This window comes from Lysinibacillus sp. NPDC047702 (assembly GCF_050272555.1).
GTDB lineage: Bacteria > Bacillota > Bacilli > Bacillales_A > Planococcaceae > Lysinibacillus.
This window is the reverse complement of sequence record NZ_JBNNMG010000005.1, coordinates 26,562-42,440: the sequence shown is the minus strand read 5'-3', so window position 1 is coordinate 42,440 and position 15,879 is coordinate 26,562. Positions and strand designations below refer to the sequence as shown.

The window sequence follows — 15,879 nt, the reverse complement described above, 5'->3', positions numbered from 1 at the left end:
CTATTTTTCTTCTGGAAACAGCTTGGGCTTCAGTTCATCCTCACCAGAGCCCTCAGCCAAAGGAACTCGAGAGCGATAGGCGGCACGACAAATTAAGTGCCCTGCTACAGGAGCTGTTACAAAGACGAAAAGGATACCTAATATTAAACGTACACTTACAAATCCATCATGTACCCAAAAATAAATAAATGCACCTAATAAACATGTTAATACCGATAGCGTAGAACTTTTCGTTGCAGCATGGGAGCGCGTGTAAACATCAGGTAAACGGATCATCCCATATGCACTAATAACACTTACAATCGAGCCAATCAAAATGAGGATGACAGCCGCCCATTCAATCATTTGATTTACGTTCAACAATCACACCTCTTTCGATATATTTTGTAAAAGCGATTGTACCGATAAATGCTAAAATACCTAATATCAAAATTGCTTCTAAATATGCCTTTGTTTTCAATACAATCGACACGATGGCGATTGCTGACAATAAATGTACACCAATTGTGTCAAGAGCGATAGCACGGTCGGGCATCGATGGTCCTCGAATAACACGATACAGTGACAGCGCGATAGAAACACTAAATAAAGCTAAAGCTAAGAGCAAAATATTTTCAATCATTAACGTGTCACCTCCATTATTGCTTGTTCAAATTTACCTATAGAACGAATGACAGCATCCTTCGATTGTTCAATGTCCATTGCATGAATATAGAACACGTCACCCTCCTCAGAAACCTCCATCACTACTGATCCTGGAGTAAGTGTGAGTAGCAACGCAAGTGCTGTTACTTCCCAATCTCCCTTTAGAACAGTTTTGTACGTAAATATGCCAGGGGTAATCGTAAGTCTTGGCGTAGTTATTTGTTTTAACACGCTGTAGCTCGATAATAGTAGCTCCCAATTAAAGAGCCATAGTAATTTAATAATGGAAAACACACGTCGCAAATAAAATTGTGTGCCATAAAAGCGATGCAACGCATACAAAATTCCAATACCTACAATAAAGCCAATTAAAAATGTGGAAAACTGCGGGACCACCTCATCTTGTAGCAATAACCAAAGTGCTGCGATAAATAAATTTAAAATAAATTGCATTGCCATTATTTACTCACCTCACCCTGCCAAGCTTCTCCATCTAACACAGCATCAATATAAATCGATGGCGTATAAAGTGTTTCTGCTGCATCTGTTACGTATGGCGCCATCCACTCAGCTCCAATCCCTAAAGCAATTGTGCAAACTGCCAATAATGCTAACGGCAAGACAATGCGTTTCGGTAACGGCTTCTCATCTTCTAGACTAATAATTGTTTCTCCAAAGAATGAGGAAAGAAAGATTCGTAGAAGGGAATACAAGACAATTAAACTTGATAAAAACCCTAGACCCAACAGGATAAAATTCCCGCCTTCTATCGCACCTTGTCCAATTAAAACCTTGCCTAAAAAACCGCTTAATGGCGGTATACCAGCAAGTGAACACATGACAATAAAGAATAACCAGCCGAAAAGAGGATAATTTCGAATCAGCCCGCTCATTTTATCTATTAACGTTTCACCCGTAACATAAATCATCATACCTACTGCCAAAAATAGCATAGCTTTCGCTACCATATCATGCATTAAATAATAGGTTACTCCTTGTAGCGCAGACTCTGTACCAATCGCAAGACCAGCTACTATAAATCCAACACCAATGAGGACATTATAAGATGCAATAGTTCGTACATCTCGTCCTGCCAATGCACCCATACACCCAGCAATTATCGTAAGCCCTGCCATAATTCCGAGTGCAGTATGTGTAACATCCGGATTGTTTGGAAATAGCAAAGTAAAGGTGCGAACGAGCGCATAAATGCCCACCTTTGTTAATAACGCAGCAAAAAGTGCAGCAATTGCTGTAGGTGGTACACTGTATGAGCCAGGTAACCAGAAGAACAATAATAAACCTGCCTTTAAGCTAAAGACTATTAAGAAAATCAGAGCAACAGTTGTAATAACAGGATCTGCCCCAGCCTCCATTACACGAACAGAAATATGTGCCATATTTAATGTTCCAACAGTTCCATATAAAAAGGCTAATGCTACTAAGAAAATCCAAGAGGCCACAATATTAATAAGTACATATTTTAATGCCTCGCGAAGCTGGATTTTATCGCCACCTAAACTTATAAGTGCATATGAGGCCAGTAACATTACCTCAAAGCACACAAACAGATTAAATATATCCCCTGTTAAGAATGAACCATTGACTCCTGCTACCATAAGTAAGACGAACGGATAGAAATACATTTTTTCATAGCTGTTGCCAATCGTAAACAAGGCATATAGCACACAAATTACTGCGACAATATTCGCTATTAAAACAAGTAAAACGGCAAATGAATCTGCAACAAATAGAATACCAAACGGTGGCCCCCATCCGCTAAAATCGATCCGCAACACACCCTGCTCCTGAATAGCTATCAATAGCACAATACCAATCAAAACCACAAAGCTTAATGTTAATACACTAATAATGCGCTGCAAGATAATATGTTCACGTAAAAATACTAACAATATTGCCGTAATAACAGGTACGATTAATGGTAAAACAATCATATTACTCATCCGGCGTACCTCTCAATTCGTCAAAATTCCCTGAACCATTTGTTTTATAGGCACGGTAGCCAAGAACAAGCACAAATGCTGTCACTGCGAAGCTAATAACGATTGCAGTTAAAATTAACGCTTGAGGCAGTGCATCTGTATAGGGACCTTCTGATTCTCCTAAAAGTGGTACATCCCCTTTTTTTAGCCCGCCCATCGTTAAAATTAGGAGATGGGCTGCATGTGATAAAACTGCAGTTCCTAAAATTACACGCAATAACTGTTTCGAGAGGATTAAGTACGTCGCAACAGCTACTAATACACCAACTAACACAAGTATTAAAGATTCCATTGGCTACTCATCCTCACTTATACTTAAAATAATTGTCACTACAACACCTACAACCGTTAACGCTACACCAGCCTCAAAAATGGTGACAGTTGAAAAGCCCATTTTCCCAAATATCGGAACATCAATATAGGTATGTGCCTGTGTTAAAAATGGCACATCAAAAAATAGTGATCCAATAGCCGTTCCTGTAGCAAGTAATACTCCTAGCGCCGCCATTTTTTTAAAATCAAACGGCATTCCTTTATGCACGGTTTCAATATCATAGGCTAGATACAACAGAACAATACCCGAGGCAAGTACGAGACCACCTATAAAGCCACCACCTGGAGCATGATGCCCTGCAAAGAACAAATAAACGCCTAGGGTTAAAATAATGAATACGACTGCTTTAGTTATTGTACGTAAAATAACGTCATTAATTTTCATGGTCAGTCTTCTCCTTTCGTGGCTTTAGCTTCGTGAGTGTATACACGCCTAAGCCAGCAATTAGAAGAACGACAACCTCTAGCATCGTATCAAATGCCCGGAAATCGCCCAGTATCGTATTCACAATATTCGAGCCTCCTGCAAGCTCGTAAGCATCATTAAAGTAAGTAGCAACAGGCTCAAAGCGATCAAAGTGAACTACGGCCAAGCCCACCAGTGTAACGGTAGCACCAACTAAAATAGATATTGTGGCATTTGACCATTGGACCTTTTTATGTGCTGATTCGGGCATTAAATCAGGTAAATATTTAAAACATAGGAGAAACAAAGCTGTCGTCACAGATTCAACAACTAATTGCGTCAACGCTAAATCAGGAGCACGGAAAATAACAAAGAAAAAGGCAATTGAATAACCAAGCACACCATTTAACAACATTGCCGTCACACGACCCTTTGCGAAAATCATCCATACTGCTGCGAACATCATTACAAACACTAGAATCAGCTCATAGGACTCAATTGTAGAATCCTTAGCAAAATCAAATGCAATAGCATCCGACCAAATAAAGTAGCCCGCAATAAGCGCTACAAAAAATACATATATATAGATAAAATAATGAGTTAAATTACCTGTCATATAGCGATTAGTCAGCCTTGCTGAGCCATTTTCGCTCATTTCAATGAGACGATTGTAATACGTATTAAACGTATACTTTTGAGAGAATATTCGATATAAAGGCTTCCAGCTTTTTAACGTTTTAAATAATATAGCCCCAATAATGATTACTCCTAGTGTCATTAATAGCTCTGCATTTATGCCATGCCATGCATGAATATGCGGTGTTAGCTCACTTGTTGACGGGAAAGTTGGATATATACTTGCCATTGCGGGCTCTAAAATATAATGTCCTAGCATATTCGGGAAGAAGAAGATTCCCACTACAAGGATGCTTAGGATAATTGGCGAAACTAGCATACCAATTGGCGCTTCATGTGGCTTTTTATCAATCTTATCTGGCTGTAATTTTCCAAAGAACGTGCGACTTATTAAAATTAAGCTGTAGACAAATGTAAAAATACTCGCCACCCAAGCGATAATCGGAAATAATAGCCCTACATCAGTAATTGAAAAGGCTTCTACATTACGAATAGCCAGCATTGCGGCAAAAAACATTTCTTTACTTAAAAATCCATTAAATGGTGGCAATCCAGCCATCGAAAAACCACCAATTACGGCAATTGTAAACGTTACAGGCATCAACGCCATTAAGCCACCAAGACGGCGTATATCACGTGTCCCCACCTCATGATCGACAATCCCTACCATCATAAAGAGTGCACCCTTAAAAGTGGAGTGATTGACAAGATGAAATAACGCCGCAAAGCTTGCCTGCGTATAAATAATAGTATTTTCAGCATAGCCGTAATAATGACCAACCGATCCTAGGCCAAATAAACTCATAATCAACCCAAGCTGACTAATTGTTGAAAAGGCTAATAAGGCTTTTAAATCCGTTTGGCGTACGGCATTAAATGAGCCCCAGAATAATGTTGCAAGACCAACCACACTAACAAGCCAGAACCAAATGGCCTCACCGCCAAATACAGGGGAAAAACGTGCAACTAAATAGATTCCGGCCTTTACCATAGTTGCGGAGTGTAAATAAGCACTGACTGGAGTTGGTGCCTCCATTGCATCAGGTAGCCAAATATGGAATGGGAATTGTGCTGACTTTGTAAAAGCACCTATTAATATAAGGATTAATGCTGGCGTAAACAGTGTATGATCACGTATTACTTCAACATTGGCTACAATTTCACGAATACTAAATGATCCTGAAGCCACAAAAAGCATTAAAAAACCAGCTAGCATGGATAGGCCACCAAAAACAGTAATTGTCATGGCTTTTCTAGCACCAGCTCGGGATGCCTTTCGGTGATGCCAAAATGCTATTAACAAAAATGATGACACGCTTGTTAATTCCCAAAACGTGTATAATACCATTAAATTATCTGAAAAAACGACGCCAAGCATAGCGCCCATGAATAGTAATAGATAGCAGTAAAAGTGATGAAGAGATTCTTTCGTTGATAAATAAAAAATAGAATATAAAATAACCAAACTACCTACACCAGTAATCAGTAAGCCAAAAATCATACTGAGACCGTCTAGGTATGTTGTGAAATTTATATTAAAAGAGGGAATCCACTCATATGTATAAATAAACGTTTTACCCTCGGCAATTTGAGGAATAGAGCGAGCGAGTAAAAGAAACAAGATGAATGGAACGGCTAACACAAACCAGCCAAGATGTGCAACACGCCTCAGTCGCCTATAAAGAAGTGGAATAAGCGCAGCGCAGACAAATGGAAAAAGTATTGCAATAAGAACTGTAACCAAATGAAAACCTCCTACTATCGAATTCGTCCTGCAGACTGTTGATTGATTATAATGATGCCGATAATAAAGTATTCCCTAATCTGATGAAGATAGTACGCTTTATTACTTAACAATCAAAATCAAATACGTAATTGAGGACGCTTTTTTTATTTCAGCTAGTATTCATTACCTGCTGAAAAAATGCTGTTATGAATATAGTAAAGCTAAACGAATATATCAGAAATTCCTTTGAATAATCCTTAAGGGGTTTTAGAAGATATCATGATTTGATGAATTAACAGTGAGAATTAGGATTTTTTATTGCAACTTAATTTATGATTCAGTAAGCTTTTATGGTAGTGCTGTAAGAAAAAACTAGGGGAACTTAGAGTTGGTAACTAAGGTTATTTTAAAATGGAAGCTTATTAAAATTAAACGCAATTTTACTAAGGAATACCGAGAGACTTGACTATCTATTTAACTCACTGCATAATAGTGTGGCATATAGAGACAATTCGTTTAAATGCACAAAATGCATAAATAAAATACCTGTGAGTTATAGATATAAACTCAATCTCTCAAGGCTTTCTCGATATATTGTCATTAACTTTTATACATTTTTAAGTATACAATATAAATGAGCATAATGCACTGTAACAGCATCAATTTTAGCTGTTTTAGGATAATTTTTTCAAAATTGACAGTGGAAATAACAAAATAACAACAAGATAAGAGGTGTAAATTTTTTATGAAGCATGTGAAAGGGCGTTTAGACGAAAGTATTTTAGTTTGTGTTTATTACGGGCTTAACGGGGAACGCTTAATACGCCGTGGACATAAAATGGCCACAATGTTAGATTGCCCACTCTATATTCTTTCTGTAGATTCGCAGCCCCTTGATGCATTTGATGCAGAAAAATCTAGCTATATTGAGCAATGGAAAAAGCTATCGGATGAGCTAGATGTTGAAAAATTCATTTTATTAGATGATGAAAAACGCCCTATACAAAAAGTTATCGCAGAAGTAGCAAAGAATTTTGGAATATCACAAATAATTGTAGGTCAAAGTGCGCAGAGTCGTTGGGAAGAAATCACAAAAGGCTCATTCTTAAACGTACTGTTAAAAGAGGTTCCCTTTGTCGACTTCCATATAGTTGCTGTTCAGCGCCCAACTGATGATGATGCTAATGACATATATGAGAAAGGCGTACGCGCTTATTTAATCAAAGAGCATGAAAGCTTTAAAGTAGCATTTACATGTCCGAAATATGTATCGATTGAGGGTATTTTCTTTAAAGAAATTGGCACCGACTTTGACAATGGCATTTTTAAATTTACCTATAACGATAAAATGCATGAAGTTCATATATCAGAGGGCTACGTTATAGATAAAGAAAATCTACCAGCAGAGTTTTTATCACCATTACGACAATAAAAAACGCGTTCTCAAATTTTAAATGTCCTTTCCAGGTTCTTTAAAATTTTGAGACGCGTTTTAGTTTTTATACTGCTGACGCAGGTTTATCCTTTGGTAAGAAAAAGGCTACTAATAGCAATAAAGGCAACAAGGAAACGACCATCATCGTAAAATCAATTCCCTTATGGTCCATTAAAACACCAATGACCATAGCTCCAATTGCTCCCATACCGAAAGCAAAGCCCGTTGTTAAACCAGCCATTGTACCAATTTTTGAAGGGACTAGCTCCTGTGCGTATACAACTGTCACTGAGAAGCTAATCATAATGAGTGTACCAATAATCACTAAGAATATCATAGCTGTCCATAAAGGAACATATGGAAGAGCTAGACAGAATGGCATTGGTACAATAACGGATAATAATATAACATTCTTTCTACCAATTCGATCAGATAATGAACCGCCGAAAAATGTTCCAATAACACCAAATGCCATAAAGCTGAAAATAAGAATTTGCCCAAGTCGAAGGCTAACATCATAATGATCCATTAAATAAAATACATAAAAACTTGTAATATTGGTTGTATAAAATGATCGTGCAAAAATAATAGTAAATAATAACGTCAGCGCAATACCCACTTGATTTTTTGTTAATGGAGGTAAGGTGGATACTAATACACGCTTTTTCTTTGCTAGACGTTCCTGCTCTAACTTCTTTTTATACCATGCAGCTATTTTACTTAATACAACGATACCAATCGCAGCTACAACTAATACCATTGCGGCACCGCGTTGACCAAAAACACTAAAAATATAGGCACTAATCAATGGTGCCAGTGCTTGACCTGAGTTACCACCCACTTGATAAATCGATTGTGCAAGCCCTCTTTTAGAGCCTGCTGCCATAAATGAAACACGAGAACCTTCTGGATGAAATATAGCTGAGCCAAAGCCTAAAAATAATACTGATATAATAATTACCCAATATTGGGTTGTAAATGCAATGATAGCAATACCTATGAATGAACTTATCATACCAATTGGCAAAGCATAAGGCATTGGCTTTTTATCACTAACAAAGCCCACCACTGGCTGTAATGCAGAAGCGAACATATTTAAAACAAATGAAATTAGTCCAATTTGTGTAAAGGTTAAACCTAAATCACTCTTGAATATTGGGAACATCGCTGGTATTACCGCCTGCATCGTGTCATTAATAAGATGGGCAACAGCTATTGCAATCATAATAGGATAGATTGGATTATTAACATTTTCTACTGACTTGTTCATGCTGCACACCCACTTTCTAATTTTTCTCAAATTACGATAATAATCAATTTCGCCTTGGCGTAATTGCGTCCGGATTTTGAATTGTGCCTACACAATTCATTCCTTTGAAAATCCGTGACATCCACCGGAGGCTTTATCTTCATTCAGTGGATGTTGGGACACCCACTGAAAAGGAAACCAAAACATCATTCATATTACCACATGTAGAGGTGGGAGTCATATACTGAATGAAGATAAATGATTATCGCATACTCTTGGTCTTTTTGCACAAGCTAATTTCCGACAGCAGTGTAAAGGAGTTGATGGATGTATGAATATGGACGAATTTTTTCACGTGAATTTTTGGGAAATGATCCTAAGAGCTACACTTTCCTTTTTTGCATTACTTATTTTAGCTAGAGTACTGGGAAAGAAGCAGCTTGGGCAGCTCACATTCTTCCACTATACAACAGGTATTACATTTGGTTCGATTGCTTCTGAAATAGCAGCACAGGCAGAGACCCCCTTTTTAGATGGTCTTATAGCGTTAATTTGGTGGAGTGTGTTAACCTATTTAATGACTATTATTACCATTAAGTCAAAAAAGGCTCGAGTATTAATCGACGACAAGCCAACCATTGTTATTCAAAACGGTCTAATTTTAGAATCTGCCTTAAAGAAAAATCGATTGCATATGGATGAGCTAACAATGATGCTTCGAGAACAGGCTGTTTTCTCGGTTCAGGATGTTCAATATGCGTTGCTTGAAACTACCGGTAAATTGAGTGTGCTTCCAAAGCCTGCTGAACAACCAGCAACCAAGCAGGATGTGAAGGCTGATGTTACACCGCCAATCTATATTCCAACAGAAGTGGTTTCAGATGGACAGCTTATTTATGAAAACCTAGTCGAACTTGATTTAACAGAAGACTGGCTAATGAAAAAGCTGAAAAAGCAGAATGTCCAAACAGTTGATGATGTCTATTTTGCCCAAGTTCAAGCAAACGGTTCATTATATATCAGTCTAAAGGATAAAGCAAGACGATCAAGCCCTTAACAGCTTGTATCGTCTTGCTTAATCAATTTTCACAATATCTAGCGGGGTAACGATGCCAATTAGCTTTTGCTGCGGCTTCCCATGCTCAGTTATTAATAATGCCTCAAATCGTCGACCACGCTCCACACCTTGCTTAAAAATATCTTCAGCCTCATAAATCGTTATGTATCTACTCACAAATTTGTAATTCACTCGATTTTTTTCATGCATTAAAATATCATGTAGGGTTGGAATCTGTTTTGGAATTTGATTGCCTCCCATCATCGTAGCCAACCAATTAGTAATACCAACTGTCGTTACTAATCCTTTAAATTGATCCTTATGGTATACAGGGAACTGCGTGAATTTACGTTGACGAATGACCTTCAATACATGCTTTAAGGAATCCCTTTCTTGAAAAACAAGCACTTTTTTTCGAAACATTTGACCAACCAATGTAGGCTTAGCAATTGTTGAATCGATATGCTCAATTCTTTCAACTACATCAAGATGAGGCTCAGCTATTACAAATTCCATCGATGTTCGATGATGTACAATAGCATTTCTCAAGTCTGCATAGGACCTCAAATCATCTTCGTATTTCCGAATTAGTACATCCTTCTTCTTGGCTTGATCAATCAGTCGGTAAAAGGGCATGAAATCTTTTGCACCAACAATATCTCTTAGCCTATGATCTATCCGATTAAATGCTGTAAGAAAACGATCGGAATTTTGTATTGTCAATTTACTAACCTTCCTTCACATGTTAGTTTTCATATTTTCCGAGTTATTTGACAAATTTCGAGTTATAGCTACATTATATGCCTAAATGACTAAGATTCCAAGAAAAGGTACATGTGAACTACAGGGAAGAAAGGAGAGGAATATCGTTGTCGGGAGTAAATATAATGGAAAATAAAGGAATTCTAGCAGGCATGTGAATCTAAGCCTGCTAGATGATTTCTCTATTATTCTATCTATACCCTTGTACGTTAGAGTTTGCGAACTACTTTCTTGATAGCTTAGGAATCACCTGCCGCGTTTCTACACGGTCAAAGCGCTTTTTCTATGTCACATCTAATTGTGTAATATCACCATTATGAACAGTGACTATTATTGTGCCGATATTTGATAGATTTTCAACAATCTCCTTTAACACATCTTCTCTAAAATCACTGAATGCTTTCATTTAATTCTTCTGTACTAAATTGCTGTAAAGCAAAGGATAGATTTCCTTGACCAAACTTAAAGAATTTAGTTGTTTCACTTGGCTGAACATATTTTTCTAAAAATGCTACAATGGCTTTTCTTCTATCATAAATATGATAAAAGCCTACATCAAAGAGCCTTTCATCAATAGTATTATAACCCCCCTATTAACAGAAAATGTCATTTCGCACCATTTAGCAAATCTTATATCAGGTATATGATAAATCTCATCGAATTCAGTTTTTACATTCATTCCTACCCCTCCTTACCATATCTATTGAAACTTCATTCAGAAAGGGGTTCTCTTTATATCTCTGAATGGCAACTTTCATCAGTTAGTTTTATTGTCCATTAACCACACATTTGATTGCTTATTATCCTGATATTTTGCTGAACGCCCAGCTACTACAAGATAAACAGAAAAGGTCCCTTATCAAGTAAATGAACAAGGGACCTCTAGTTGACTAGTGGGTACAAAACATTACATATTAATCCTAAAAAAATTTATATTCCTTTTAACAAAACAAAAAAAACTCCTTAATTCTAAGATTAAGAAGTCTCTAGTCGTCTAGCAGACCTACTATCAATGAGATATCTCTATTACCTTAGTCGGTTTTCTAAAGAGTATGTTTCGAGTTGATTAGTGAGTTACTTATTTATGATTGTTAGCTACATCATAAATGTTGAAATTTACAAAGTCAAGTATATTTATAGGAATAATTGAAATCGTCAAAATATATTCCGAAATTTGCATAATCACTGAAAAAAAACCCTTAGCTATGTTTTGACCATAGCTAAGGGTTAAAATTATTTTGTGTAAGACAATACCGCATTTTTCTTAAAATGCTGAAGCGCTTGTGTAGCTTCCTTTTTATTTGTATATTCAAAAATACGAACATCTTTTTGCTCAAATACTGTAATAACCCACATAGTAAAATCCCCCATCAATTTGTTTTTTTGTATTATAACAATTAAGCTATTGGTAATATTTTTGTCTAACTGTTTTATAACAACTTCTAACTTGATTCCTATTCTACTCCGATTTTTTCAAAAGAAAAGCATTATGTGAGGTTTTTCACAAACTGTTCAAATTCAAAACGCTTTCATTGAACAAATTGTGAATTTACATTATTTGAAGGGATAAAATGAGCTGGATTCACTGAAATTTATTCATCTATGCCTAGTTGAAGTTTGCTGCAAAAGGATTCAATTATGTCACGTTCGTCTTTTGGCAGTGCATTATATTCTGTCCAATGGTCTGCTGAGAGTTCCTCTAGTTCTTCAAAGCTGACTTCTCTTGTTAGAACAGTTCCATTAACTTTAGCGGCTAATTGCTCAGCAGCCTCACTATTCGTAAAAGCAAATGCATGCTCTTCATCTTCAGTAAGCATGAGCATATCGTTTAACCCATGATAATAGCTGCTCTCTACCTGTACTATATAATAGATTATGGATGCCATCTCACACCTCCCTTTCATTCAAGCTCTGAATCATTACATTTTTTTAGAAATCCATTAAAAAACTATATACTATACAACAGAAAAGGACTAGCACTTTATTTGCCAGCCCCCTCACTCTTTTTTTAATTGCTTTAAATCTTTGTCATTGCAGCATTCTTCTTCATGGCCCATATCCCTAAAACAACACAAGTTAGAAGTAGCATAATCGTAAGAAGCATACTCCACCAATAATATGACATTTCCATCGTACCACGGATAAGCTGTACACCATATGTCGGCATTTTCCACGGTGAGATGGTCCAAAATGAGCCCAACAATGCATCTATAATCTGCCCAACAAAAATCACTATGAACGTAAATGCTGTAGCAATAGTTGTTTTAAATGCTGCACTCATTAGAAGTGTGACTGCTAGAACAAATAGCAACCAAACATAATAAGTACAAAAGCTTGCTAGAAGTGTTGCTGCATCAATTGATCCATATAAAATGACTGTGTAATAAACACTACCTGTAAAGCCTGCTATAATACTTACCAAACTTATAACACTTAAAACCGTGAACTTACTTAGAAAATATGCAGCAAATGAAATTGGACGCACATATAAGAGTGTCGCCATTCCATTAGCGCGTTCCTTACTAATTGCTCCAACAAAAGTAGCCAATATCACCAGTAACCCTATTGTTTGAAACTGTCCAATAGAAGCCTGTAATAAATCGACAGGCATTAACTCTGGCAGTAACATTTCAAACCCTTCTGGTACATTTCCAACAGCATTTAATATATCCATCATATAATAGTTTGTCAGTGGATCACTCATACCTAGTAATACAAATACAAGAGGTATCCATAAAAACTTCCTGCTTCGCCAAGCTTCTCTAAATTCCTTTTGCAGAAGTACGTTAAAACCTCTCATATTTTTTTCGCCACCTTCATAAAAATTTCTTCAAGTGATGCCGTTTGTCTTTCCACTTTTCGGATTTTATAAGGTGTCTTACTTAAATATTGTAGTAGTTGCTGCATACTTGGCTTCTCATCAATAATTTCTATATATACAAAACAGCCCTTGATTTTGCCTTTCAGCTCATTTTGATCAATAAAATGTTTTGCTTCTTCTTCGGAGCTAAATTCAACGACAAAATGGAGCTCATCAAAGCGTTGTCGTACCTCCAGTAATGTTCCTTGCTCTACTAATTTCCCATCACGCAAAAATAATAATTGATCTGTCATTTCCTCTGCATCATTTAAAATATGTGTTGAATATAAAATAGTTGTTTCTTGCTGTAAGCCCTTTAATAAATCAAGAACTTCCCTTCGTCCTACTGGATCTAAAGCAGAAACAGGCTCATCTAATAACAGTAGTTTAGGTTTATGCACAATTGCCTGAGCAATGCCAAGACGTTGCTTCATTCCACCTGAAAATGTGGCAATTTTCTTATTTAAATCATTACCCAATCCTACAAATTCAAGCGTTTTTTGTGCATCCTTTTTTGCATTCTTAGTAGAGACTCCATTTAATTTTGCAGCCATTTCTGTAAACTCTATCGCACTTAGCCAAGGATGAAATTGTGGATATTGTGGTAAAAAGCCGATGTTAGCTCTAACTTCATCCTTCTGCATCTTTACACTTCCAGATGTTGGCTTTAAAAGGCCGGTTAACATTGATAATGTTGTTGTTTTTCCTGCACCATTCGGTCCAATCAAAGCTGTTGATGTATTTTCTTCTAGTGTGAAATCAATACCATCCACTACGACCTTCTCTGCAAATTGCTTTGTCAGACCTGTTACTTCAAGCAATGTTGTCATGTTTGTTTTCTCCCAACAATAAAGTACGCAATGGGTCCAAGTAGATTAACAAACACAATAATAAAAACCCATAAAATTTTTGGACCATTCGTTGCGTGGATTTTTCTTAAGTCAAATAGAGCTACAATCATTAAAATTAATTGTACGACGATTAGTGGTGCTATGATTGCCCATGGAATATCCCCTAACTGCTCTATCATACTGATCACCTCAATTTATTGTTATATCAATACTATAACAACTTTGTTCTAATATGTATAGAACAAAATGAACGGTATTCCATTTTTAGTAAATTTAAGTGTCGTTTTTTTGATATTATTAATAATAATATAGTATTAATATATCAAAAAAGATTTCTGGCACAAAAAAAGAAGTACCAAATTATTTTATGGTACTCCCTGTTCATTATTTATATAACTTCTGCAAAGCATCTGCCATTTTTGGACGGATTGTTACTTGTGGACGGGCTTCCTTTACAGTAGCTTCAGCTTCCTCTAAAGAGCTGGCAAATCCAAGCTCCATCAATATAGCTGTGGCTGCAACACCTGCTCGTCCACCTCCACTTCCGCAATGAAAATATACCTTCTGTCCACTCTCATAGGCAGAAACGATTTCATTGGCTACTTTTTTTATAGATGGCGCTACTTCTAAATCCTCATCAGCTATTGGTAAATGCTTGTACAGATAAGAAGACTCACTCTGTTCTTCTAAGGTAAGACCATTTACCCTAACATCTATTACGACATCAACAGACTCTTGCTCAAAAGCCGCTTCAGCATCCTTTGCCCCACCGAAAAATAATCGATCCTTCACTAACACATCATAGTTCTTCTCCATCTATACACGCTCCACATGATTATTTAAGCAAGTGCTTAATATCATCGTAATAAGGAAGAGCTGTTAAAGCCCCCGCTTTTGTTGCCGCTAAAGCACCTAGTTTATTACCAAAGCTTACACAACGAATAAGCTCCTCTTCTGTTGTAGGTAAACCATTGTAATGAACATCACGTAAAACACCAGCCATAAATGCATCCCCAGCACCTGTAGTATCTACTGGCACTACCTTCTCTGTCGGTACATGAATAGTCTCACCATTTAATACCGCATATGTGCCATTTTCGCCAACAGTTACTAAAATAATCGGCACCAGATAGCTGTTTAAATGCTCAATTCCCTCTGCCAAATTTATTGTCTCTGTGAGGAAGTAAAGTTCATCATCTGTGACCTTTAAAATATCTACCTGCTCAAAAAAAGATGTAACTGTTTCACGGCAGATCTCCTCACTGCTCCAGCGTAGAGGTCTTATATTCGCATCCATCGCAATAATGGCTCCTTTTTCCTTGGCCATATCAACCGCAGCACGTGTTGTTTCAAGTGCTGTAGGATGGAACATTGTACCTGAGCAAACAGTTAACGCAGATGCATGTTTAAATGCTACTTCATTTAATTGAGACGCTTCTACTTGTAAATCTGGCGTCTCATCGACATAATCTTTAAAAATTCGCTCACATGCTTCAGTTAAATGCACATAGACACCACTTACACGTTTTGCAGGGTTAAAAACTGCATAATCCAGAGTCACCCCTTCTTGTGCAAGCCCATCTCTCACAAATTGTGAGCCCTCGTCATCCCCGGTAATGGTAATTAATGCAGATGGCGCACCAATACGGCTAATACCTGCCGCAACATTTACCGTTGCACCACCCATATATTTAGTAAAAGATGTATTTGTTACATCATCAGCAATATAGTCAATAAAAGCATCTCCATAGACTAATATAAAATCCTTCTCATCCTTTGTCATTGTTGTCCTCCCAAAAGTCTATTCATTATAGATTAACATGAAAATAGTTGTCACATAAAGTGAAACTTCATGAGGACGCCTTTCCTTAATCCTCCATAACGGCGGGCTTGTGTTTATAGTTTTCTGAAAAATA

General features: G+C 36.9%; 20 protein-coding genes. 2 read left to right on the top strand and 18 right to left on the bottom strand.

Features of this window, described 5'->3' with window-relative positions; all coding sequences use genetic code 11:
• Genes ACQKIM_RS04190 through ACQKIM_RS04160 form a run of 7 tightly spaced genes read right to left on the bottom strand, consistent with a single transcriptional unit; the run spans position 1 to position 5,767 of the window.
• The gene (locus ACQKIM_RS04190) at positions 1-360 is read right to left on the bottom strand and encodes a Na+/H+ antiporter subunit G (protein ID WP_427539505.1); all 360 of its coding nucleotides are present in this window, start codon (positions 358-360) and stop codon (positions 1-3) included.
• Entirely contained in the window at positions 338-622 is a 285-nt protein-coding gene (locus ACQKIM_RS04185) for a Na(+)/H(+) antiporter subunit F1 (RefSeq protein ID WP_427539502.1), read from the bottom strand. Before ACQKIM_RS04185 ends, ACQKIM_RS04190 begins: the two co-directional genes overlap by 23 nt.
• A complete protein-coding gene (locus ACQKIM_RS04180) occupies positions 622-1,104 on the bottom strand; it encodes a Na+/H+ antiporter subunit E (protein ID WP_427539499.1) in 483 nt (160 codons plus the stop codon). Before ACQKIM_RS04180 ends, ACQKIM_RS04185 begins: the two co-directional genes overlap by 1 nt.
• Entirely contained in the window at positions 1,104-2,609 is a 1,506-nt protein-coding gene (locus ACQKIM_RS04175; RefSeq protein WP_427539496.1) for a Na+/H+ antiporter subunit D, read from the bottom strand. The genes ACQKIM_RS04180 and ACQKIM_RS04175 overlap by 1 nt, the downstream gene beginning before the upstream one ends.
• Complete coding sequence (locus tag ACQKIM_RS04170) at positions 2,602-2,940, bottom strand: Na(+)/H(+) antiporter subunit C (protein ID WP_286926359.1); 339 nt, start codon at positions 2,938-2,940, stop codon at positions 2,602-2,604. Before ACQKIM_RS04170 ends, ACQKIM_RS04175 begins: the two co-directional genes overlap by 8 nt.
• Before the next feature lie 3 nt (positions 2,941-2,943).
• Entirely contained in the window at positions 2,944-3,366 is a 423-nt protein-coding gene (locus ACQKIM_RS04165; protein ID WP_427539493.1) for a Na(+)/H(+) antiporter subunit B, read from the bottom strand.
• Entirely contained in the window at positions 3,356-5,767 is a 2,412-nt protein-coding gene (locus ACQKIM_RS04160; RefSeq protein ID WP_427539490.1) for a Na+/H+ antiporter subunit A, read from the bottom strand. The genes ACQKIM_RS04165 and ACQKIM_RS04160 overlap by 11 nt, the downstream gene beginning before the upstream one ends.
• A gap of 727 nt (positions 5,768-6,494) precedes the next feature.
• Between ACQKIM_RS04160 and ACQKIM_RS04155 the strand changes: the two genes are divergently transcribed.
• Positions 6,495-7,181 (top strand): histidine kinase, encoded by a 687-nt coding sequence (locus tag ACQKIM_RS04155; RefSeq protein WP_427539487.1) that lies wholly within the window; start codon positions 6,495-6,497, stop codon positions 7,179-7,181.
• 67 nt (positions 7,182-7,248) lie between these two features.
• On the opposite strand, the gene ACQKIM_RS04150 is transcribed toward ACQKIM_RS04155, so the two are convergent.
• Positions 7,249-8,454: an MFS transporter gene (locus tag ACQKIM_RS04150; RefSeq protein WP_427539484.1), complete on the bottom strand. Its 1,206-nt coding sequence runs from the start codon at positions 8,452-8,454 to the stop codon at positions 7,249-7,251.
• 316 nt (positions 8,455-8,770) lie between these two features.
• Here ACQKIM_RS04150 and ACQKIM_RS04145 point away from each other — a divergent pair, with 316 nt between their 5' ends.
• Positions 8,771-9,490: a DUF421 domain-containing protein gene (locus ACQKIM_RS04145; RefSeq protein ID WP_427539481.1), complete on the top strand. Its 720-nt coding sequence runs from the start codon at positions 8,771-8,773 to the stop codon at positions 9,488-9,490.
• Between the two features lie 18 nt (positions 9,491-9,508).
• Here ACQKIM_RS04145 and ACQKIM_RS04140 read toward each other — a convergent pair whose 3' ends face one another.
• The 10 genes from ACQKIM_RS04140 to ACQKIM_RS04095 all read right to left on the bottom strand — a co-directional run bounded on the left by ACQKIM_RS04140 (position 9,509) and on the right by ACQKIM_RS04095 (position 15,746).
• Complete coding sequence (locus ACQKIM_RS04140; protein WP_427539478.1) at positions 9,509-10,213, bottom strand: CBS domain-containing protein; 705 nt, start codon at positions 10,211-10,213, stop codon at positions 9,509-9,511.
• Between the two features lie 322 nt (positions 10,214-10,535).
• Entirely contained in the window at positions 10,536-10,658 is a 123-nt protein-coding gene (locus ACQKIM_RS04135; protein ID WP_427539475.1) for a hypothetical protein, read from the bottom strand.
• Between the two features lie 144 nt (positions 10,659-10,802).
• Positions 10,803-10,931, bottom strand: a complete 129-nt coding sequence (locus ACQKIM_RS04130; RefSeq protein WP_427539472.1) for a hypothetical protein — start codon at positions 10,929-10,931, stop codon at positions 10,803-10,805.
• 554 nt (positions 10,932-11,485) lie between these two features.
• Entirely contained in the window at positions 11,486-11,608 is a 123-nt protein-coding gene (locus ACQKIM_RS04125) for a hypothetical protein (RefSeq protein ID WP_283870306.1), read from the bottom strand.
• 236 nt (positions 11,609-11,844) lie between these two features.
• Positions 11,845-12,138 carry a hypothetical protein gene (locus tag ACQKIM_RS04120; RefSeq protein ID WP_427539469.1) on the bottom strand — a complete coding sequence of 98 codons (294 nt, stop codon included), beginning with the start codon at positions 12,136-12,138 and terminating at the stop codon, positions 11,845-11,847.
• Positions 12,139-12,269: 131 nt separating this feature from the next.
• Positions 12,270-13,052: an ABC transporter permease gene (locus ACQKIM_RS04115; RefSeq protein WP_427539466.1), complete on the bottom strand. Its 783-nt coding sequence runs from the start codon at positions 13,050-13,052 to the stop codon at positions 12,270-12,272.
• Positions 13,049-13,942: an ATP-binding cassette domain-containing protein gene (locus ACQKIM_RS04110; protein WP_427539463.1), complete on the bottom strand. Its 894-nt coding sequence runs from the start codon at positions 13,940-13,942 to the stop codon at positions 13,049-13,051. The genes ACQKIM_RS04115 and ACQKIM_RS04110 overlap by 4 nt, the downstream gene beginning before the upstream one ends.
• Positions 13,939-14,142, bottom strand: a complete 204-nt coding sequence (locus tag ACQKIM_RS04105) for a PLDc N-terminal domain-containing protein (RefSeq protein WP_427539460.1) — start codon at positions 14,140-14,142, stop codon at positions 13,939-13,941. Before ACQKIM_RS04105 ends, ACQKIM_RS04110 begins: the two co-directional genes overlap by 4 nt.
• A gap of 205 nt (positions 14,143-14,347) precedes the next feature.
• Positions 14,348-14,779 (bottom strand): protein-tyrosine phosphatase family protein, encoded by a 432-nt coding sequence (locus ACQKIM_RS04100; RefSeq protein ID WP_427539457.1) that lies wholly within the window; start codon positions 14,777-14,779, stop codon positions 14,348-14,350.
• A gap of 19 nt (positions 14,780-14,798) precedes the next feature.
• The gene (locus ACQKIM_RS04095) at positions 14,799-15,746 is read right to left on the bottom strand and encodes a carbohydrate kinase family protein (protein WP_427539454.1); all 948 of its coding nucleotides are present in this window, start codon (positions 15,744-15,746) and stop codon (positions 14,799-14,801) included.
• Positions 15,747-15,879: the final 133 nt, after the last annotated feature.